This window comes from uncultured Marivirga sp. (assembly GCF_963974845.1).
In the GTDB taxonomy this organism is placed as follows: Bacteria; Bacteroidota; Bacteroidia; order Cytophagales; family Cyclobacteriaceae; genus Marivirga; species Marivirga harenae.
Window position 1 is genome coordinate 857,128 of the sequence record NZ_CAXBEQ010000001.1, and the last position, 20,846, is coordinate 877,973.

The window sequence follows — 20,846 nt, forward strand, 5'->3', positions numbered from 1 at the left end:
ATGGATAGTAAATTACAAGAAGATATTCAAAAAGCAGCAAAGTCAATTGATCTGGTAGAGGAACAGTTAAATAGATTTAAAAATGGGTTTCCTTATTTGCCTATTGATAGACCCGCTACTATTGGAGATGGATTGATTCAATTATCTGAAAAAAGTATAGATGAATTTATTTCCTTTTATGAGAAGCAGTCAAATGATTATAACTTGATAAAATTTGTACCTGCAAGTGGAGCTGCTAGTCGGATGTTTAAGAATTTGTATGCTTTTCTGGAGGAAGATGAATCTAAAGCAGAGCATGATCAATTTTTGAAAAAATTCTTTGACAATATTCATAATTTCGCGTTTTCTCAAGCATTAGATAAGGAAATGCAAGAGAATGGAAGTGGGATCGATCAAGCTTTAAAGAATGGAGAGTATCATAAGATCGTACAAACTCTGCTTTTCGAAGATGGATTAAATTACGGGAATTTGCCCAAAGGACTCTTGGAATTTCATGATTATAAATCAGGAATTAAAACACCGGTAGCCGAGCATTTTACAGAAGGTGAAAATTATGCAAGAGGGACTGAAGGAAAAGTTAGATTGCATTTTACTTGTTCACCTGAGCATCAAAAACTATTCGAAGAGCATGCGGACCATATAAGGAAGGGTTTCAGTGAATTTGATATTACCTTTTCTCAACAAAAGCCTGAAACTGATACCATTGCAGTCAACCCTGATAATACTCCTTTCTACAATGAAGATGGAAGTATTCTATTTCGGCCTGCTGGTCATGGCGCTTTAATTGAAAACTTGAATGATTTAGATAGTGATATAGTTTTTATCAAAAATATCGATAATGTAGTACCTGATCATTTAAAATTGAATACTATTCACTATAAGAAAGCTTTAGCCGGATTGTTAATGAGTGTCCAAAGTAGATTGTTTGGTTATCAAAATCAATTGGAAAGAAATATCAGTGAGTTGGAATTATTAGAAATTGAGAATTTTGCCAGAAAGGATCTGTTTTTAGTATTTAAGGACGATTATGCTCAATTGGATTTTTCAGAGAAAGTAGGTTATCTGCAGTATTTATTGCACCGACCAATAAGGGTATGTGGCATGGTGAAAAATACTGGAGAGCCAGGAGGTGGTCCTTTCTGGGTAAAAGAAGAGGATGGCTCATTAAACTTGCAAATAGCAGAAACATCCCAAATTGATCCTGATGATAAAAGGGCGCAGGAAGCATTGCAAAATTCCACTCATTTCAATCCAGTTGATTTGGTTTGTGGAATTAAGGATTTACATGGTCGAAAGTTTGATTTAATAAAATATAGAAATCCAGAAACAGGATTTATTACGGCTAAATCCAAAGATGGTAAGGAGTTAAAAGCATTGGAGCTTCCAGGCTTGTGGAATGGTGCAATGTCTGATTGGATTACGCTTTTTGTAGAAGTGCCATTATCAACCTTTAATCCTGTAAAAACAGTTAATGATTTACTAAGGGAAGAACATCAAGCAGGGTAATTTGTAAAACCAAACCTTAATAAAAACGGAAAGCCTTTTAGTTAATTTTGAAGGGCTTTTTCATTTTCTGAAATTCCCTGCGAAGCCAACCAAGCTGTAGTCCAAGCGGCTTGAAAGTTAAAACCCCCAGTGACGCCATCAATATCCAAAACTTCACCTGCAAAAAACAAGCCTGGGCAGTTTCTGCTTTCCATAGTTTGCATATTAACATCGCCTAATTTTACTCCTCCTGCTGTTACAAACTCTTCCTTGAAAGTAGTCTTTCCTGACGCCTCGTATAAATCCGCTACTAAGTGGTTGACAAGCTTATTGAATTTTTTACCTGAAAAATTATTCCAGCGTAAGCCTTCATCAATATCACATTTAGTGAGAAGATATTCCCACAGCCTTTTTGGCAATTGATAAGGATTGCTGTTGAATAACATCTTTTTAGGATTTTCTGATTGAAATTCAATGAGTCTCATTCTAGCTTCTTCCTCATTGGAAGTCGCCAGCCAGTTAACAAGCACTGAATATTTATAATTCTTATCATACAGAATCCTAGCTCCCCAAGCGGAAAGTTTCAGCACTGCTGGCCCACTCATGCCCCAATGAGTAATCAATAAGGGGCCGTGATGAGATAGTTTTGTTCCGGCAATTTTTACTTCAACATCAGAAACTGAAACTCCTGATAATGTTGTGATATGAGAATTTGGCAAGTTAAAAGTAAATAAAGAGGGGATAGGCTCGGAAATACTATGCCCCAAATCAGCCAACCACTGAAAGGATTCTAGTTTATTATGTCCGCCAGTAGCCACTAATACTTTATCGCACTCAATTTTTTCCTGTCCTTTTATGGTTAATGAATAACCATTTTCTGTTTTGGATACTGATTCTACCGCAACTTTGGTAAGTATTTCTACCTTGTGTTTTTTGCATTCATTCAATAAGCAATCAATTATGGTTTGTGAATCATCTGTAATGGGAAACATTCTCCCATCGGCTTCCGCTTTCAGCTGAACACCTCTATTTTCAAACCACGCTATAGTTTCTTTAGAACCGAACTGCTCAAATGCTTTTCTAAGTTTTTTATGGCCTCTCGGATAGTGTTTGATAAGCTCTTGGGGTTCCTGACAGACATTTGTCACATTGCACCGCCCACCACCAGAGATTTTAACTTTGGATAGTAGCTTGCTTGATTTTTCCAATACCATCACCTTCGCATCAGGATTCTTAATTGCTATATTAATAGCTCCAAAAATGCCTGCTGCACCAGCTCCTATAATGATGAATTTAGTCAATTTTTACCCTTTCTCAACCGCTTATATTCATTAATTAAGCCATTAGTGGAAGCATCATGTCCAATAACAGGATTGTCATGCTCTAATTCAGGCAAAATTAAACCCGCCAATTGCTTTCCTAGCTCCACTCCCCATTGGTCAAAACTAAAAATATTCCAGATGATGCCTTGCACAAATATTTTATGTTCATAAAGTGCAATCAAACTACCCAAGCTTTTAGGGGTTATTTTCTTTATCAATATGGAGTTGGTGGGATTATCACCTTTAAATATTTTAAAAGGCAATAATTTCTCGATTTCTTCTGACTTTAAGCCTTTTTGTTCTAATTCCCGTCTAGCTTCTTTTTCTGTCTTTCCATTCATTAAAGCCTCAGTTTGTGCAAAGAAATTAGCTAACAATTTCTGATGATGGTCCCCGATAGGATTATGGGAAACTGCTGGAGCAATGAAATCACATGGAATCATTTTTGTCCCTTGATGAATTAATTGGTAAAAGGCATGTTGTCCATTCGTACCTGGTTCACCCCAGACGATTGGTCCTGTTTGATAAGTTGCAGGCTTACCATTTCTATCAACTGATTTCCCATTGCTTTCCATATTCCCTTGCTGAAAGTATGCAGCAAATCGGTGCAAATATTGGTCATAGGGTAAAATAGCTTCCGTTTCGGCTTTGTAAAAATTATTGTACCATATGCCAATCAAAGCTAAGACTACAGGCGCATTATCAGATAATGGAGCTTCCTTGAAATGAACATCCATTTCATGTGCTCCTTTTAATAGCGCTTCAAAATTTTCATACCCTATGTTTAAGGCAATCGATAATCCGATTGCAGACCAAAGCGAATATCTACCACCAACCCAATCCCAAAATTCGAACATATTGGCTGGGTCTATCCCAAAATTTTCAACGCCTGCTTTATTAGTACTTAGCGCTACGAAATGTTTTTTGATTGTATCTTCACTGCCTCCATTCTCCAAAAACCATCTTCTAGCTGTATGGGCATTGGTCATGGTTTCTTGGGTAGTAAATGTTTTGGAGGCTATTAAAAACAATGTTGTTTCAGGATCAATTTTTTGCAAAACTTCTGCTATATGAGTAGCATCAACATTGGATACAAAATGACTCTCGATTCCTTTTACTTTATAAGGTTTTAAAGCCTCGGTAACCATAACAGGCCCTAAGTCAGAGCCGCCAATTCCGATATTGACAATATGCTTAATCTCTTTGCCAGAATAGCCTTTCCATCCTCCTGAATGCACCTTTTGGCTGAAGGTCTCCATTTGCTTTCTCACCTTTTTCACTAAAGGCATTACATCCTGGCCTGATTCCATAACAGGATTGTTGGAAAAATCTCTCAAGGCAGTATGCAGTACCGCACGATCTTCCGTTTGGTTGATTTTATTACCCGTAAACATCGATTCAATGGCTTCAGGAATTTCCATCTCCACTGCTAAATCCAATAATAAACTGAGCGTTTTTTCTGTGATTTTATTTTTGGAGAAATCTATAAAAAGGGATTCAGTATTGAGGGTGAATTTTTCGAATCTCCCTTTATCGTCTTCAAATAGTTTTTTGAGATGGATACCTTTGGTGTTTTGATAATGCTCCTCCAGCTTTTTCCAACTTTTGGTCTCGATCGGTGAAATATATGCCATTGTTATTTAAAGTCTATGCTTAAAAATCGATGCAAAGTTAAAGCCTATCCTGTAAAAAGATAGTTTTAGTAAGTTTTTTGTTGAAATTTAAGATTCTGGGATTGCACATCCGATCATCGCCCTTCCATTAGTTATTATTGTAAAATTTTCCTCTGAAAAATATTTTATATAATTTAAGCCGACTTTCAACTTAAACTCCAACCTAAGATGGCAATACTTTTTATCGATATAGAAACTGTCCCACAAACCGAATATTACAACGACTTAACCGAAAAAGAGAAGATGCTTTGGCAACATAAAGCATCTTTTCTCGCAAAAAATGAAGAAACAGCAGAAGATATTTACACTAGAGCAGGAATTTATGCCGAATTCGGGAAAATTGTGGTCGCTTCATTAGGTTGGATGTTTGGAGATGAGAAAAATAGAAAGCTTCGGCTGACTACAATAGCTAATAAAAATGAAGCCAAACTCTTGGAAGAGTTAGTGGAGATTTTACAAAAGGTTGACGGTACAAATGCAGTTATCTGCGGACATAATATCAAAGAGTTTGATATTCCCTATATTTGCAGACGAATATTGGTCAATGGCTTAAAACTTCCTTCGATATTGGACGTTTCAGCTATGAAGCCATGGCAAACACCATATACGGACACTTTGGAAATGTGGAAGTTCGGTGATAGAAAACATTATACCAAATTAGATTTATTGGCCCACATATTTGATTTACCCACTAGTAAGGACGATATTGACGGAAGCCAAGTATATGAAGTATATTATAAAGAAGGTGATTTAAAAAGAATTGCCGAATATTGTGAAAAAGATGTAGTGCTCACTTGCCAATTGTACCTCAAATTGAAAGGTCAACCCATCTTGCAAGAAGAGCAAATCATTAAAGTTAAGGATGAATGATTTATTGATTTCTTCATATTCACTTAATCATATCCTTTACAAAACATTTTAATTTTAAACATGAGTAAAAAACGAAATAAAAAAGGCCCAAAAAAGGCCAAAAGAATAATTAAAAGCATACCAGAACTTAAACAAGAAGTTCTTCAAATTCTAGATTTTAATCTGCACAAGTCCTTTACAGTTAGAAATATTGCAAAAGCAATGGGTAGCAACACTGCCGAAGCGAAGCGACTAATTGATAAAGTACTGGTTGAATTATTGAATGAGGGCAAAATTGAAAAAGCTTCCAGAGCTACCTATGTCTCATCTAGAGAACCTGAATTTATCATCGGAAAAGTTGACCACGTCAATCCAAGATTAGCCTATATCATTTCCGAAGACAGGGAAACGGATATCATTGTCAAAACCGATAAGCTGAAAGGCGCTTTTCATAAAGATACCGTAAAAGTAGTTATCACCAAGAAAAATAAAGACGGCAGGGAAGAAGGAAAGGTAATTGAGATCGTTGAACGAGCTAAAACCCAATTTGTAGGACGAATCGATAAATCTGTTCGCTACGCATTTATGATTCCTGACAGCCGATATATCCATACTGATTTCTTTATCAATAATGATAAATTGGGAGGAGCTCAGCATCAAGATAAGGTAATTGCTGAAATCAAGAGTTGGGGAGATACAGACCGAAAACCAGAAGCTAAGGTTATTAAAGTCTTAGGACCAGCTGGGGAGAATGAAGCGGAAATCCATTCCATCATGGCGGAATTTGAATTGCCTATGGAATTTCCCGAAGCTGTGGTTAGAGAGTCTGAAAAGATCAGTGACCGATTACCTGAAAAGGAAATTTCTAAGCGAAGGGATATGCGTGGCACCACAACTTTCACGATCGATCCTGAGGATGCCAAAGATTTTGATGATGCTATTTCTTTCAAAAAAATAGATAACGGTCATTATGAGATCGGAATTCATATCGCAGATGTAACCTATTATGTGCAGCCAGGCACTCTTCTAGAAGAAGAAGCGTATTTTAGAGCAACTTCTGTTTATTTAGTGGACAGGACCATTCCAATGTTGCCTGAAAGATTGTCAAATGGCTTATGCTCACTCAGGCCCAATGAAGATAAATTCACTTTCTCAGCTGTTTTTGAATTAGATGATAAAGGAACAATTCATAATGAATGGTTTGGTAGAACTGTAACACATTCGGATAGAAGGTTTGCTTATGAGGAAGCTCAGGCTGTTTTGGAAACAGGAATTGGAGATCATGCCGAAGAACTTACCACGCTTAATGCAATCGCTAAGAATTTGAAAGCAACTCGCTTTAGGCATGGAGCTATTGCTTTTGAATCGGTGGAAGTGAAGTTTAAGTTGGATGAAAACGGTAAACCTCTTGGAGTTATTCCAAAGGTGAGAAAAGATGCCCACAAATTAGTGGAGGAATATATGTTGTTGGCCAATCGAAAAGTAGCCGAATTCATTGCAACCAAAAAGAAAGGTGACCAAAAACTGACTTTCGTATATCGTCAACATGATTATCCTGATCCAGAGAAATTGAGTACCTTCTCTATTTTTGCTAAAAGATTTGGTCATGAATTAGAAATTGAGGAAAAAGCTGTGGCAAAATCTTTGAATTCCTTAATGAATGAAATCCAAGGAAAGCCTGAACAGAATGTTTTGGAGAGCCTGGCAATTCGATCCATGGCGAAGGCGAAATATACTACTAAGAGCTCCTTTCACTTTGGACTGGCTTTCCAGTATTACACCCATTTCACATCTCCAATTAGAAGATATCCGGACGTAATGGTGCACAGGTTGCTACAACATTACTTAGATCAAGGAAAGTCGGTTAATGCAGAAGAATTCGAATCCAAATGTCTTCATTCCTCTGAAATGGAAAAAAGAGCTTCAGATGCAGAAAGAGCTTCCATTAAATACAAACAAGTTGAGTTTATGGCATCAGTAGAAGATAAAGCATTCGATGGCTTGGTTACAGGTGTGACAGAATGGGGGATTTTTGTAGAAATCATAGAAACCAAATGCGAAGGCATGGTTCGATTAGTCGATATGACTGATGACTACTATGAATTTGATGAAAAGAATTATAGAATCATTGGTCAAAACAATAAGCGTATGATCACCTTAGGGGATCCTGTTACAGTCAGAGTGAAAGCTACTGATATTGATAAAAGGACTATTGATTTGGAATTTTGCGAGAAAGAAGAAGTTGATGGATGATTTCTGAACTAGAATTAATTCATGTTTTTGGAAAAGAAATATTTGAAGAATTCAGATGTTTCTTTTTTTGTTTTAAATCAATTTCATTTCACTAATTTTGAATTTGTAATTACTGAATAATGAAAAAGAAAGTTTTGTTTATAGATAGAGATGGTACTATCATTCAAGAGCCACCATCTGATTTCCAAGTTGATTCTTTAGAAAAATTGGAGTTTTTGCCCTACGCCATTAGTGCCTTGCAATTTATTGCACAAAATTCAGATTATGAATTGGTCATTGTCACAAATCAGGATGGGCTAGGCACTGATTCTTACCCGGAAGATACTTTTTGGCCTGCTCATAATAAGATGTTGAAACAACTTGAGATTGAGGGGGTAACTTTTGTTGAACAGCATATTGATAGAAGTTTTGAAAAAGAGGGAAAAGATACTCGTAAGCCTGGGATAGGTATGCTGAATAAATATTTAACTGATGAATATGATTTAGCTAGCAGTTATGTGATTGGCGACAGAAAAACGGATGTTCAGCTAGCTGAAAATCTAGGAGCGAAATCGATTTTCATAGGGGAAGAATTGCCAGAAGCTACTATTTCATCGAAAGATTGGAGAGAAATAGCACGATATTTAGTTTTGCCAGCAAGGACAGCTTCTATAACTCGCAAAACGAATGAGACTGATATTAAAATTGAGTTGAATTTAGATGGAAGTGGAAAAGTATCGAATGCTACTGGTCTAAAGTTTTTTGATCATATGCTAGACCAGCTCGGGAAACATGGGGGCTTGGATTTGTCCATTCAGGTAGATGGCGACCTGGAGGTGGATGAACATCACACCATTGAAGATACGGCTTTGGCACTTGGGGAAGCATTTAAACTAGCAATTGGGAATAAGAAAGGAATCTATCGTTATGGCTTTCTTTTGCCTATGGACGATGCATTAGCACAAGTAGCTATTGATTTTGGTGGAAGACCCTGGATTAACTGGAAAGCTGAGTTTAAGAGAGAAATGGTAGGAGATATGCCTACGGAAATGTTCTTTCATTTCTTCAAATCGTTTTCTGATGCTTCACAGTGTAATTTAGATGTTAAAGTGTCTGGAGACAATGAACATCATAAAATAGAGGCAATTTTCAAAGGATGGGCTCGCGCGATAAAAATGGCAGTGAGCAGAGATGAAAGTAGATTAAGTGATCTGCCTAGCACTAAAGGGGCTTTGTGATCAAGTAGAAAATTAATGATTTGAAAGATGGTTTTGAATATTGTGCTGCTGAAAGAGCGGGTTGTAAAGTGATACTAACGGAAAATAAAGAAGACTTCTACTTTAGTGACATAGAAGTCTTAAATTTCAGTGAGTTTATTGCTCAGAAGGTTTAGTAAACCCCACTACCCAACATGACCAATGTACATGCATATTCTGTTTCGATTCCCTTGTCCTTAGCTAAATTTACCAATTCAGGGTTTTCAGTTCCGGGATTGAATATGATTCGTTTTGGATTGAGACTGAGTAAATAGTTGTAGTACTCTGGCTGATGTCTGGCTCCCAAGTAGAGGGTGACAGTATCTACATTATCAACTTTGGGGGATTTCCGAATATCTAAAATTTCTTCGCCAAAAACTTCTCCTTTCTTAATACCCACAGGAACGATTTCATGTCCTGCATTAGTCAATCTATCCGCTGCGAAATAGGCATATCTTGATGGATTGGTAGTGGCTCCTATAATGACAGTTTTCTTACTCATTTCTTATTTTGATAAATTTCAACGACTTTTTCCGCACATCTTTCTCCATCCATGGCGGCAGAAACAATTCCACCTGCATATCCAGCACCTTCTCCACATGGAAAAAGTCTTTTAGTTTCGGTATGTTCTAACGTCTCTTTGTCTCTAGGGATTCGAACGGGAGAGGACGTTCGGCTTTCAACTCCAACAACAACAGCATCATTTGTAAAATAACCTTTCATTTTTTCACCATATGCTTTAAAGGCAGTCTTCAGTCTTTCAGTTATAAAGGGAGGAAGGACTTCATCCATACGAGCTGAAAATAGACCGGGCTGGTAGGAAGTGTCTGGTAAATCACGACTAATCTTCCCCTGAGTAAAATCTACTAATCTTTGAGCGGGGGCAGTTTGGTTATTTCCTCCTATTTTACAAGCATTTTGTTCAATAGATTTTTGTAATTCTAAGCCTTTCAATGAACCAAACTTTTCAAAATCTACCATATCTTCTAATTCAATAGCGGCTACAATCCCAGAATTGGCGAATCTTGAATCCCTCCTTGATGGACTCATTCCATTAACTACTATTTCTCCACTTTCTGTTGCTGCAGGAACTATAAAACCACCTGGACACATGCAAAATGAGAATACACCTCTTTGCTTATTTTCAAAGTAAGTTTGATGTACTAGAGAGTAGGAAGAAGCAGGTAAATATGGTCCTCGCTCTTCACATTTATATTGAATTTTATCAATAATTTGTTGAGGATGCTCAACTCTAACCCCCAAGGCAAAGGGCTTGGCTTCAATGAGAATTTTATTTTCGTGCAATAAGTAAAATATATCTCTGGCGGAATGGCCAGTTGCCAAAATGAAAGCATCTGCTTTGAATTCGTGTCCACTTGCGGTGCTTACAGATTTAAGCTCATGTTTTTCCACCTTAAATCCTGTGACCTTGGTGTCAAAATGGACTTCTCCTCCATGTGCCAATATGGTTTCTCTGATGTTTTGGATGATTTTCGGAAGTTTGTTAGTTCCAATATGAGGGTGAGCATCGATCATGATATCTTCTTTAGCACCATGAGCCACTAAAATTTCCAAAATTCTATAGATATCTCCTCTTTTTTTGGAACGGGTGTAGAGCTTTCCGTCAGAATAGGTGCCAGCACCGCCTTCACCAAAGCAATAATTACTTTCGGAATTTACAATATGCTTTTTATTGATGTCAGCCAAATCTCTCCTTCGAGATCTAACGTCTTTCCCTCGTTCTAAAATAATGGGTTTCCATCCGAGTTCAATTAGTCGTAATGCTGAAAATAAACCAGCTGGTCCTGCTCCAATAATAATGGCTGATTGTCGCGCATTATGAACCTCGGGCAAGTCCTCAATTTTATAGTTTATTCTAGCTGGAAAAGGCTCATTTTGACTTATGTCAACTTTAATCCGTACTTTTACTTCCTTTGAACGAGCATCAATCGACCGCTTGGAAATTCTAAAATCTTGGGTTGATTTTAATCCTAACTTTTTTTGAATTACCGCTAAAACCTCTTCCTCGTTGAAAGCCTCTTCTGGCTTTAGAACTACTTCTTTTTCTATCATTTTATTTCTTGTATGCTGGCTACGGATTTAAGGTCTTTACATTCTTAAGTTTAAAAACATAACCAAAGGAAAGGCCAACTATTGGCTGCAACTTAAAACTTGAACTTTTTATATCTTCAAAGATCCCTACTTTTTCACCTTCGTTTATAACTTCTCCGAAGAAATAGTAATTGAAGTTGATGCCAAGGTTAATATCAAATGTAAACCCATTATCATTAAGGTTTTGTAAAATCCTACTTCCCACCAGTAGACCATAACGGATACCTTGTGAATTCATTTCAGCAGAAAGCACATCGGTACCTGAATCATCTTCGTAATATTTGAATCTATCTACATTAGTGTACGAGATGGAATGGCCGAAGTAGGGCATTCCGAATTTAGTGTCTTTATGGTAAAACCTTTGCCTAAAACTAAATCCGAACCCTTGAAAAAAGTTATCACCCGCCCGTAAATTTAGAGAGTTTGCAAAAAAAGGATTTCTAAAAGTATGATAAAGTAATTCGTATCCTATCCTTTGCTGGATATTGTACTCCAAAGCAACTTGCAAGTCACCAAAAAGCATATTAAATGGATTGGCCTGAAGAATTAATGTAGGAAAATCATTGTTTCTTGATTTGAAATAAGAGGTGCTTTTTGATTTATATCTATAATCTGGCTTATTGTACTGTGGGTTTTCATCTGATAATTCATTTGGACTTTTAGCGGTTCTTAATAGCGGTTCATAATCTTCATAAATAGGCTTATAATAGCCTGCTAATTTGCCATTGTCGTCATACAATTCCCATGTCCCAATTTTTACTCCATCTTCAATTAAGCCTTTCATTTTGATATCACCATTGAGATAATATCCAATAAATTCTCCTTTACCATTTTCAAACTCCGCTTTTCCTTCTTTTTCGCCAGATTCGTAAAAATACTCCCATTTCCCTTCGCTTTTCCCATCAACCACTGAGCCCTTTAATTTTAGTTTTCCGCTTTCATAAAATTCTTTGTATTCACCACTGCCCGCATCGTAAATCCCTTCTCCTTTTAATCTACCATCCTCAAAGTAAAGTTTCCAGTATCCTTCTTTTTTACCCTCTCTCTCAGCTCCTTCAGCGCTTACTTGGCCATTAGAATGGTAATACACCCATTTTCCATGACTCAAATTATCAACATAACTCCCTTCTCCTGATAGTTTTCCATCCTCATAGAAATATACCCATCTTCCTTCCTTAGCACCTTCCTTATAGTTTCCCTTAGACTTTAAATTACCGGTTTTGTAATAATTTTTCCACAGGCTATCACTTTGTTCATCTTTAATGAATCCCTCTGATTTTAGGTTCCCACTTGGATAAAACTCTTTGTAAATTCCATTTCCGTTTTTATAAATTGCCTTAGCCTTTAAATTGCCATTTTCAGAGTAATTTGTCCAAAGTCCATTTTTTTGGTCGTCCTTGTACTCTCCTTCACTTTTAATGATCCCTGTCTCATAATAATATTTCCAGAGGCTCTGGCGCTGTCCATCATAAATTCTTCCCTCCATTCTCAGTTCCCCGTTTTCAAAGTAATAAGACCACAGCCCATGATTGGAATTATTTTTAAGCTGGCCTTGCATTTTCAGCTTTCCATTTTCATAGTAATATTTCCATTGGCCGTAGGTCTCGTCATTAATATACTGACCCTTACTTTTTAATTCTCCAGAGATATAATAGGATTCATAGGTTCCATATAGAATGCTGGGATCCAAATCTTTAACAAAATAGCGTTCTTTTAAATGCTCTCTTTCGTCATCGTAATAGACTTTAACCTCCTTGCTTTGCGCTGAAAGTAGGTATGGAACTAATGTCAATATGATGCTGAAAACTATCTTCATACTTTTTTTACTCTCCAAAAATCTCTTTAATGACCCATCCCTTTCCCCATTCTTCTATCTCTTTCTTTGACCATAGTTCAGGGAAAAAGATACGTTTTTGGAACCTAGGGGGTAAATATTGCTGCCAATTTGTACCACCTGTTGCAGGCACATCCTTATTCTCTTGTTGTAAATACCTGACCGCAGATTTGTAGTGAACCAGAGGCCAAAAAACATTTACATTCAAATCAAAGTTTCGCAAAGCTTCCTTTAGTTTTTCATTGTTTTTAGAGTCTTGGTCAAGTGACAAATATTTTAAATAAATATTTTTATCCTGAAAACGTTTAATCCATTCAAGAAATTCCTCTTTGTATTTTTTTTCAAATTGCTCTAGGGTCAGTGTTTTTTGGCCTGTTTCCACTTCTGTTGCCCCTTCTTTCCAATAAATATGCTCATATTTTTCTTCAAGAGATGCATTTTCGCAGGCCTCTTTTTTCTCTTTTCTAACCAAATGAATTAGCGGAGTGGATGCAAATTCAATTAACCTATATTGCGCGGATTGAAATCCACTTGCTGGTAAAAGAGCCATTCGAAATCTTTGGAACTGTTCTTTTTCCATTCCTTGGACCATAATATCGAATGAATGAGTTAAAGTCTCAAAGTATTTATTCATTCTGTTTATTCTTCTAAGGAAAAAGCCAACGTCTAATTTCTCATTCCAACCTAAATCTTCTCCGTTTTCGCCAATAATCTGACCATTATTAGCAATTTGTTCCATTTCATTGAGGCACATTTTGAAATAGAGCTCCGTAATTTGATGATACATGATGAAAATTTCTTCATCGGGGAAGTCCGTCTTTGGTCTTTGAAGAGTTAATAGTGTATCAACACTTATGTAGTCCCAATAAGTAGTGTAGTTTGATAAAAGTAATCCGTCAAGATAAGCTGATAAGTCCTGTCCCATTGACTGATACTTAAGATTCAGTTTTTCTAAACTTTTATTGATCTGTTCTGTGTTCATAGGTTAAAAAATAAGTATTAGTGCAAATTTCCCCTTTTTTGAAGGTTTCTTGAAAATACTTTTAAATTTGCACTATTCAATTGAGCTAACAAAGTTACAAAAATAAAAACGACTAAATATTTATGACTAATCAATCAACCGACCAATTTGAGTCACCGGATTTTTACGATTTAGATGGGTTGCTAACAGAAGAACACAAATTAATCAGACAATCAGTCAGAGATTTTGTGAAAAAAGAAATCAGTCCCAATATTGAGGAATGGGCACAAAATGCACATTTTCCATATGAAATAGTAAAAAAGTTTGGTGATGTAGGAGCCTTTGGTCCAACTATTCCACAAGAGTATGGCGGTGGAGGTTTAGATTATGTTTCTTATGGACTCATCATGCAAGAGATTGAAAGGGGAGATTCAGGGATGCGATCAACAGCCTCGGTTCAGGGTTCATTGGTGATGTATCCGATTTATGCTTTTGGAAATGAAGCCCAAAGAAAGAAGTATTTACCGAAATTAGCATCAGGTGAATGGCTGGGAAGTTTTGGATTAACAGAGCCTGATCATGGTTCTAATCCAGGAGGCATGACAACTAATTTTAAGGATAAAGGAGACCATTATCTTCTTAATGGTGCAAAAATGTGGATTTCCAATTCCCCTAAGTGTGATGTTGCTGTTGTATGGGCTAAAGATGAATCAGGAAGAATCCACGGATTGATTGTAGAAAGAGGCATGGAAGGGTTTACCACTCCGGAAACTCACGGCAAATGGTCTTTACGGGCGAGCACTACCGGTGAATTAGTTTTTGATAATGTGAAAGTACCAAAGGAAAATTTATTAGAAGGAAAATCAGGATTAGGTGCTCCCATGAAATGCTTAGATTCTGCCAGATTCGGAATAGCCTGGGGTGCTATTGGAGCTGCAATGGATTGCTATGATTCAGCAAGAAGGTATTCCTTAGAACGTATCCAGTTCGGTAAGCCAATTGCTTCTTTCCAGTTGACTCAGAAGAAGTTATCAGAGATGTTGACGGAAATCACCAAGTCGCAATTGTTAAATTATAGACTGGCACAATTAATGGATGAGGGCAAAGCCTCAACGCCTCAAATTTCACTTGCAAAGCGTAATGCGGTGGAAATAGCATTAAATATTGCTAGAGAAGCAAGACAAATTCACGGGGGAATGGGAATTACTGGAGATTATCCAATGATGCGACATATGGCAAACCTCGAGTCTGTAATAACGTATGAAGGAACACACGATATTCATTTGTTGATCTTAGGGAAAGAAATTACTGGAATTGCAGCATTTGAATAATTTTTTAACATAAATCAAATGGATTAATGGAAAAATTTGAAGAATTTAAGAACTCATCTACAAAGAAAATAAAAGAATTAAAAACGGAATTTGAGGTATTAAAAGCAGAAGCGCGAAATGCTCAGTCTGAGCGCAAGGATGAGATTGCGGAGAATCTGACAAGGTTGGAAAAACTGCAAAATGAGCTAGAAGAGAAATACTCTAGAGTCGAAAATTTTGGAGATATAGCAGCTCAGGAATTGAGTGACGCTTTTTTTTCGTCCACAGAAGCTTTTAAGGACATAATTAACCAAACCAAGGATAAATTAAAATAGAACTAAGAGCCAGGGTTTTCCTGGCCTTTTTTATGAAATTTTATTGTGCATTTCCACTGGAAGTTATTTTGTTTATCTTCATAGCTGAAAACAATAATTATGAAGATATTAATATCAACCTTACTATTCCTTTCCTGCCAACTTGCATCTGCGCAAGATTATGGTAGCTCAAAAGCAGACAGTTTACTAAATGCCATTGAAGAGCACGATGAAGGAATGGGTTCCGTTGCTGTTCTGAAAGATGGCCAACTATTGTATCAAAAAGCCTACGGTTTTGCTGAAATCAAATCTAAGCAGAAGAATAATCCTATCACTTTATTCCGAATAGGTTCTATATCCAAAACTTACACTGCAACGCTTGTAATGAAGGCAGTAGAGGAGGGGCTGTTAAAACTAGATGATAAACTATCCAAGTTTTATCCTGAATTTGAAAATTCTGATCAAATATCAATAAGCCATATGCTACAGCACAGAAGCGGCTTATATAATTTTACAAATTCACCTTTCTATGTCCAGTATATGACACAGGCAAAGACAAAGTCTGAAATGTTGGAGATTTTATTATCTACAAAAAATAACTTTAGACCTGATGAAGGACATGAATACTCCAATACAGCCTATGTTTTATTGTCTTATATTTTGGAGGATGTTTACGGGTTGAAATACGGAGATATCCTAAAGGAAAAGATTTTGGTTCCCCTAAAACTTGAAAATACATATTTTGCGAAAGCAATAGATCAATCGGCAAATGCATCTGTCTCATATTTCAGGACAGCCCAATGGGAGGTTTCTCCCGAAACTAATATGATGATTACAATGGGGGCAGGAGGAATTTCAGCAACAGCAAAAGAGGTTGCGATATTTTACGAAGCTTTGTTTAATGGTGAAATATTAGAAGAGTCATCCTTGAGTAAAATGAAAGAGATTAAAGATGGTTTTGGTTACGGATTATTCCAAATGCCCTACTATGATCAAAAAATATTGGGCCATACAGGAGGTATCGATGGATTTCAGTCGGTGGCTGTCCACCTAGAGTCCGAAAATTTAACTGTCGTGATTTTATGCAATGCAGTTAGTTATAAAAGGAATGATATATTACTTGGGCTTTTAGCAGCCTATTTCGGGAAAGAATTTGAAATACCTGATTTCAAAGCAGGTGTTGCACTGCAGCGAGAAGAACTTATTGATTTTGAAGGTGTTTACAGCTCAGAAACCTTCCCGTTAAAAATAACAATTTCAATTGCAGATAATAGTCAATTGATGGCTCAAGCAACAGGGCAATCAGCTTTTCCATTGACAGCTATTAATCCCTATAGTTTTAAGTTTGATCCTGCTGGAATCAAAATAGTTTTTGATTCTGAAAATAGCTTGCTTACTTTGGAACAAAATGGAATGAAGTTTAAATTAAAGAAAGAAGTAGAAAGCACTGATGATTGAATATTTTGATTCTATTGGAATAGAAACGCCTTTTTTACGCTTATTTGTTTGTACGTGTGTCTCAATTATTATTGGGATTATCATCCGATATTTATTCTTCAAAACTTTACTTGTCCTTAATAAAAAGGATGACAGAGAACTGATAGGAATTCTGGAAAACCGTTTTAAAGGAAGTATTTTTCTGTTCATTCCAATGCTGATTATGCATAGTCTAATTCCGAGTTTAGAATTAGGGGTAAACATTAACGACTGGTTGCTATTGATAACAGAATCACTGATTATCGCTTCTTTCACTATAGTGGCTATCCGACTAATTTATTTTTTTCAAGATGTTCTCAATCAAAGGTTTAATATTTCTCATGCTGATAACCTGAAACAGCGGCAAGTAATTACGCAAGTTATCTTTGTTCGAAAAATTGTCATTTTCTTAATTACCATGATTGGATTGAGTTTATTCTTATTACAATTTGAAGGAGTAAGAAAATATGGAGCAACTTTTTTGACATCTGCCGGTGTAGCTGGTATAATTATAGGTTTGGCTGCGCAAAAAACTATTGGGAATTTATTGGCAGGAATACAAATTGCTTTTACTCAGCCAATTAAAATTGGAGACGCTGTATTTGTCGAAAAGGAATGGGGATGGATAGAAGAAATAAACTTGACCTATGTTGTAGTAAAGATTTGGGATCAAAGACGGTTGGTGCTTCCAATTACTTATTTCACCGAACAAACCTTTCAAAACTGGACTAGAAATTCTGCAGATATCATAGGTAGTGTCTTTTTATTTACCGATTACACAATTCCAATTGATGAATTAAGGAATGAATTTGAGTCAATTTTGGCAAATACTGATTTATGGAATAAAAATGTTCAAGTCCTTCAGGTTACAGACTGCACTGAAAAAACAATGCAGATCCGAATGTTAATGTCAGCAAAGGACTCCCCAACAGCTTGGGACTTAAAATGTTTCGTTAGAGAAAAGATGTTAGTATTTATACAGGAAAATTATCCTACGGCATTACCAAAAACCAGATTGGAGATGACTCAATGAAGCTATTTCAATGTTTGATGTAACCAGTATAAAGTTTTTTGATTTTCACTACTGTTGATTGCATTTCTTATATTATACTTTTCGCGACCAGTCAAACGCCAGTTTAAGGATGCCCTTTCTTGTATATGGGTCATCTTTTTAATGCTATCGTCAGAAATAGTTTGTCCTGCATCATAAGTTAGCATGGCATGACTTAAGTTACCGTCAAACCATTCTGAGGCATATTCTATTAGTAAATCATTACGTGTATCTTGCACATTGGACCAGTTATTATATATGTTACTGATAGGAGTAAAGAGTTTTTCTAAAATCGATAAGTTCTGTTTTTTATCAATTATTGCTGCTTTTTTAGAATCTCTGATGGTTAAAATAATGACACCAGAAGTGTTTTCTGCAATCCAATCTTTAAAGTTGTACAAAAATAAAACGGCATCACTTACCCCAAAATTATCTGCTAAACCTGCATCCATAATTTCAAGACTAGGATTGCTAGGAAGGTTTACGTTGGGAGTTATATATGGAAACGAAGCACTCATTCTCAGCGCAGTCAAAAAGCTAAGATTTTCCGAACCCTGATCTTTGAACATCCTTAAAAAATCAATACTTCTATTATCCATCAATGTATTCAATGAATCATCAGTAATGGATTTGCTAGACATATAGCTAGTACTATTTGGGGTAATGTATAATTTCCTACCGTCATTAACGCTGGTTGGCGCTAACAGTAACATAGGGATTTCAGCTTTCAATTCAGGTTCTTTATAATCAATGATTCTCTTATTTAAAATCCCCCCTAAGTTTCTATTTAGCTTCTGCTCAAACGCATATCCTCTATCTTTCGGGTAGCTATATCCGCCATAGTCAAAAGACTGATATCGAAAGAAAATGTCATTGGTCAGTAAACTAAATATTATAGGGTTGAGAGCTTCTTTTCCAATGTTTGATAGATATTGAGAGTCGTAAATGTTAATGTCATTATTTTTTTTCTCTAAATATTTAAGCTCTCGGAAGTAGGCGGCTCCTATTAACCCTCCTGATGCACCTGAAATACTAACGGTATGTTTAAAGAGGTTTCCGTTAGTGATACTGTCTGCCTTTTGCAGTGCATTCATTGTCCAATATGCTGCCCGCTGTCCGCCACCACTGGCAGTTAGCAAAATCATTTTAGGTTTTTGTTCAAATCGCTGTCTCCAATTATTTAGAATTTTTAAAGTAGTGTTTTTATCCTCGTTTATTACGGTATCATTACTCAATTTGTCAATAGCATTTTGACTATAAAGAGTTGCTTCGGTTTCATAATCAAGTCCGTGGGCATAATGCGTTTTACTTATGAAGTCAACTGTAGATAGATAATTGATAAGAAAGAAGATGGTAATTGCCCCCGTAATTGCCCAGGATCGAAACCAAAAGGTGATAGCTCCAACTGCCATTAATATGATGCTAATAAAAAGAACTGCACTTGCAGCTGCAGGAATTTGAAAGTATGGGTAATCCCTAAAGGCCCCTAAAATTAGGATAATAACAAAAATAAAAAGCTCTGCTATTACCGTATTAAGATGATTTTGATCAAAGATACTGTTAATGACCCCAAATATTTTTTTATCATCTTGTTGATTAACTTTTACCCATTTGAATTTCAAATCGAAAAAACCTACTACTTCAGTTTGCTGTTTTTTAAGATCTTTGTGATATTTAACTGCTGCAATCCTTCCAATCGTAAGTTTCTTTATTCTTTTCTCTACACGTTCGGCTAATACTTCCCTAAAATCTTTATTGGTGAACCAAAAGTAAAGCTGTAAAATAAAAATAGATATAAAAATACCCAAGGGAACAGCAGAGGCAAGAATAGATGCTTGCCAAAAGCCCATGAATTCATAGAGCATTTGATAATTGATTACCTGAATAACATAGTTGATTATAAAAGCGATTGGAATAAGTGAATTATTTAATGAGAATTTAGAAAAAGGTTTGGTTATGGTGCCGATAAAATGAAATTTATAACCGTCTAAAATGTAGGAGGCAATATTAAAGGCCACTATTAATCCACCTAGGGTTAAACCGACAATCAGATAGCTTTGAAAACTAACTTCATTTAAATATTCAGGAGAAAGAAAAAGATACGGGATGCCTAACCCTTTTGCAAAGCCGCCATTAATAATTGAAAATAGCAGCACCCAACAAAGTAACAATAATTGATTCTTCTTAAAATGATTTAGAATCAATTGAAATGGAAATGAATAGACTATTGAATGGATACGTTTTTTCATAAATATATCATTTCCTTATAACAAGGCACTTCTATAAATCTTCAAATAGGAAGTTGTTGATGGCATATTTTACTAAACCTGCCAAAGTTTTTGAGCCCGTTTTCTCCATTAAATTCCTCTTATGCGCTTCCACAGTCCTTATGCTAATAAATAATTTATCTGCAATTTCTTGATTGCTTAATTCATCAATAATTAGTCTCAATACTTCTTTTTCTCTTTTGGAGATGGCAACTACATCAGCGTCTTGTTTCTTCTTGCTCATGAAGTCCATAATGGCTTTGGTAGCTTCCTGAGCATAATAAGTATCCCCTTGAAATACAGTCTTCACCGCATCTACAATCTCTTTCTCCCTTGCGTTTTTTAATAGGTATCCTGAGGCCCCAGCTTGTAACATTTGCTTTACATACTGGCTGTCTTTTATCATTGTAAGTGCGATAATTTTCACTTCGGGAAATGCTTTATGTACTTCTGCTGCTAATTCGACACCATTCATTTCAGGCATACTGATGTCGGTCAGCATTACATCAACTGCTTCAGGATTTTTTTCTAAAAAAATCAAAGCTTGTTTTCCGTCGCTAGCTTCACCGGCAATAGTGATCTCATTTTCTTCTTTTTCCAGATAAAACCTTATCCCGTCCCGGATTAAACGGTGGTCATCAACTAACAAAACTTTTATCATTCCGAAATATAATAATAACTTTATACAACTGTAAAAATTAAAC

General features: G+C 36.2%; 16 protein-coding genes. 8 read left to right on the top strand and 8 right to left on the bottom strand.

Annotation, left to right across the window (positions count from 1 at the left end; genetic code table 11):
* The gene (locus AAC601_RS03845) at positions 1–1,506 is read left to right on the top strand and encodes a DUF4301 family protein (RefSeq protein ID WP_340152518.1); all 1,506 of its coding nucleotides are present in this window, start codon (positions 1–3) and stop codon (positions 1,504–1,506) included.
* Between the two features lie 41 nt (positions 1,507–1,547).
* Here the strand turns inward: AAC601_RS03845 and AAC601_RS03850 are convergent, their stop codons facing one another.
* Together AAC601_RS03850 and pgi are read right to left on the bottom strand one after the other, a co-directional pair.
* A complete protein-coding gene (locus AAC601_RS03850) occupies positions 1,548–2,786 on the bottom strand; it encodes an NAD(P)/FAD-dependent oxidoreductase (RefSeq protein WP_340152519.1) in 1,239 nt (412 codons plus the stop codon).
* Positions 2,783–4,441 carry a glucose-6-phosphate isomerase gene (gene pgi / locus AAC601_RS03855; protein WP_340152520.1) on the bottom strand — a complete coding sequence of 553 codons (1,659 nt, stop codon included), beginning with the start codon at positions 4,439–4,441 and terminating at the stop codon, positions 2,783–2,785. Before pgi ends, AAC601_RS03850 begins: the two co-directional genes overlap by 4 nt.
* Positions 4,442–4,648: 207 nt before the next feature.
* On the opposite strand from pgi, the gene AAC601_RS03860 reads away from it, so the two are divergent.
* From AAC601_RS03860 to hisB, 3 genes are all read left to right on the top strand, one after another.
* Positions 4,649–5,350, top strand: a complete 702-nt coding sequence (locus tag AAC601_RS03860) for a 3'-5' exonuclease (protein WP_340152521.1) — start codon at positions 4,649–4,651, stop codon at positions 5,348–5,350.
* Between the two features lie 60 nt (positions 5,351–5,410).
* A complete protein-coding gene (gene rnr, locus AAC601_RS03865) occupies positions 5,411–7,582 on the top strand; it encodes a ribonuclease R (protein WP_340152522.1) in 2,172 nt (723 codons plus the stop codon).
* 119 nt (positions 7,583–7,701) lie between these two features.
* On the top strand, positions 7,702–8,799 hold the full coding sequence (gene hisB, locus AAC601_RS03870; RefSeq protein WP_340152523.1) for a bifunctional histidinol-phosphatase/imidazoleglycerol-phosphate dehydratase HisB: 1,098 nt from the start codon (positions 7,702–7,704) through the stop codon (positions 8,797–8,799).
* Between the two features lie 151 nt (positions 8,800–8,950).
* On the opposite strand, the gene AAC601_RS03875 is transcribed toward hisB, so the two are convergent.
* The 4 genes from AAC601_RS03875 to AAC601_RS03890 are packed head-to-tail and all read right to left on the bottom strand — an operon-like array spanning position 8,951 to position 13,745.
* Positions 8,951–9,319, bottom strand: coding sequence for a CoA-binding protein (locus AAC601_RS03875; RefSeq protein WP_303268308.1), 369 nt, complete (start codon positions 9,317–9,319; stop codon positions 8,951–8,953).
* On the bottom strand, positions 9,316–10,890 hold the full coding sequence (locus AAC601_RS03880; protein WP_303268309.1) for an FAD-dependent oxidoreductase: 1,575 nt from the start codon (positions 10,888–10,890) through the stop codon (positions 9,316–9,318). The genes AAC601_RS03875 and AAC601_RS03880 overlap by 4 nt, the downstream gene beginning before the upstream one ends.
* Positions 10,891–10,909: 19 nt before the next feature.
* Positions 10,910–12,745, bottom strand: a complete 1,836-nt coding sequence (locus AAC601_RS03885) for a toxin-antitoxin system YwqK family antitoxin (protein WP_303268310.1) — start codon at positions 12,743–12,745, stop codon at positions 10,910–10,912.
* Between the two features lie 7 nt (positions 12,746–12,752).
* The gene (locus tag AAC601_RS03890) at positions 12,753–13,745 is read right to left on the bottom strand and encodes a tryptophan 2,3-dioxygenase family protein (RefSeq protein WP_303268312.1); all 993 of its coding nucleotides are present in this window, start codon (positions 13,743–13,745) and stop codon (positions 12,753–12,755) included.
* A gap of 122 nt (positions 13,746–13,867) precedes the next feature.
* Between AAC601_RS03890 and AAC601_RS03895 the strand changes: the two genes are divergently transcribed.
* The 4 genes from AAC601_RS03895 (at position 13,868) to AAC601_RS03910 (ending at position 17,857) form a co-directional block, all read left to right on the top strand.
* Positions 13,868–15,055, top strand: coding sequence for an acyl-CoA dehydrogenase family protein (locus tag AAC601_RS03895; protein ID WP_340152524.1), 1,188 nt, complete (start codon positions 13,868–13,870; stop codon positions 15,053–15,055).
* A gap of 26 nt (positions 15,056–15,081) precedes the next feature.
* On the top strand, positions 15,082–15,369 hold the full coding sequence (locus tag AAC601_RS03900; RefSeq protein ID WP_340152525.1) for a hypothetical protein: 288 nt from the start codon (positions 15,082–15,084) through the stop codon (positions 15,367–15,369).
* A gap of 99 nt (positions 15,370–15,468) precedes the next feature.
* A complete protein-coding gene (locus AAC601_RS03905) occupies positions 15,469–16,806 on the top strand; it encodes a serine hydrolase domain-containing protein (RefSeq protein WP_340152526.1) in 1,338 nt (445 codons plus the stop codon).
* A complete protein-coding gene (locus AAC601_RS03910; protein WP_303268320.1) occupies positions 16,799–17,857 on the top strand; it encodes a mechanosensitive ion channel family protein in 1,059 nt (352 codons plus the stop codon). The genes AAC601_RS03905 and AAC601_RS03910 overlap by 8 nt, the downstream gene beginning before the upstream one ends.
* A 2-nt stretch (positions 17,858–17,859) precedes the next feature.
* Here AAC601_RS03910 and AAC601_RS03915 read toward each other — a convergent pair whose 3' ends face one another.
* The gene (locus tag AAC601_RS03915) at positions 17,860–20,124 is read right to left on the bottom strand and encodes a patatin-like phospholipase family protein (RefSeq protein ID WP_340152527.1); all 2,265 of its coding nucleotides are present in this window, start codon (positions 20,122–20,124) and stop codon (positions 17,860–17,862) included.
* Between the two features lie 31 nt (positions 20,125–20,155).
* Positions 20,156–20,803: a response regulator transcription factor gene (locus AAC601_RS03920; RefSeq protein ID WP_303268323.1), complete on the bottom strand. Its 648-nt coding sequence runs from the start codon at positions 20,801–20,803 to the stop codon at positions 20,156–20,158.
* Between the last annotated feature and the right edge of the window lie 43 nt (positions 20,804–20,846).

Bases quoted from the DNA above. Each gene is read 5' to 3' on its own strand.
- AAC601_RS03845 (WP_340152518.1), top strand. From the start codon at position 1: ATGGATAGTAAATTACAAGAAGATATTCAAAAAGCAGCAAAGTCAATT.
- pgi (WP_340152520.1), bottom strand. From the start codon at position 4,441: ATGGCATATATTTCACCGATCGAGACCAAAAGTTGGAAAAAGCTGGAG.
- AAC601_RS03860 (WP_340152521.1), top strand. From the start codon at position 4,649: ATGGCAATACTTTTTATCGATATAGAAACTGTCCCACAAACCGAATAT.
- rnr (WP_340152522.1), top strand. From the start codon at position 5,411: ATGAGTAAAAAACGAAATAAAAAAGGCCCAAAAAAGGCCAAAAGAATA.
- hisB (WP_340152523.1), top strand. From the start codon at position 7,702: ATGAAAAAGAAAGTTTTGTTTATAGATAGAGATGGTACTATCATTCAA.
- AAC601_RS03875 (WP_303268308.1), bottom strand. From the start codon at position 9,319: ATGAGTAAGAAAACTGTCATTATAGGAGCCACTACCAATCCATCAAGA.
- AAC601_RS03880 (WP_303268309.1), bottom strand. From the start codon at position 10,890: ATGATAGAAAAAGAAGTAGTTCTAAAGCCAGAAGAGGCTTTCAACGAG.
- AAC601_RS03885 (WP_303268310.1), bottom strand. From the start codon at position 12,745: ATGAAGATAGTTTTCAGCATCATATTGACATTAGTTCCATACCTACTT.
- AAC601_RS03890 (WP_303268312.1), bottom strand. From the start codon at position 13,745: ATGAACACAGAACAGATCAATAAAAGTTTAGAAAAACTGAATCTTAAG.
- AAC601_RS03895 (WP_340152524.1), top strand. From the start codon at position 13,868: ATGACTAATCAATCAACCGACCAATTTGAGTCACCGGATTTTTACGAT.
- AAC601_RS03900 (WP_340152525.1), top strand. From the start codon at position 15,082: ATGGAAAAATTTGAAGAATTTAAGAACTCATCTACAAAGAAAATAAAA.
- AAC601_RS03905 (WP_340152526.1), top strand. From the start codon at position 15,469: ATGAAGATATTAATATCAACCTTACTATTCCTTTCCTGCCAACTTGCA.
- AAC601_RS03910 (WP_303268320.1), top strand. From the start codon at position 16,799: ATGATTGAATATTTTGATTCTATTGGAATAGAAACGCCTTTTTTACGC.
- AAC601_RS03915 (WP_340152527.1), bottom strand. From the start codon at position 20,124: ATGAAAAAACGTATCCATTCAATAGTCTATTCATTTCCATTTCAATTG.
- AAC601_RS03920 (WP_303268323.1), bottom strand. From the start codon at position 20,803: ATGATAAAAGTTTTGTTAGTTGATGACCACCGTTTAATCCGGGACGGG.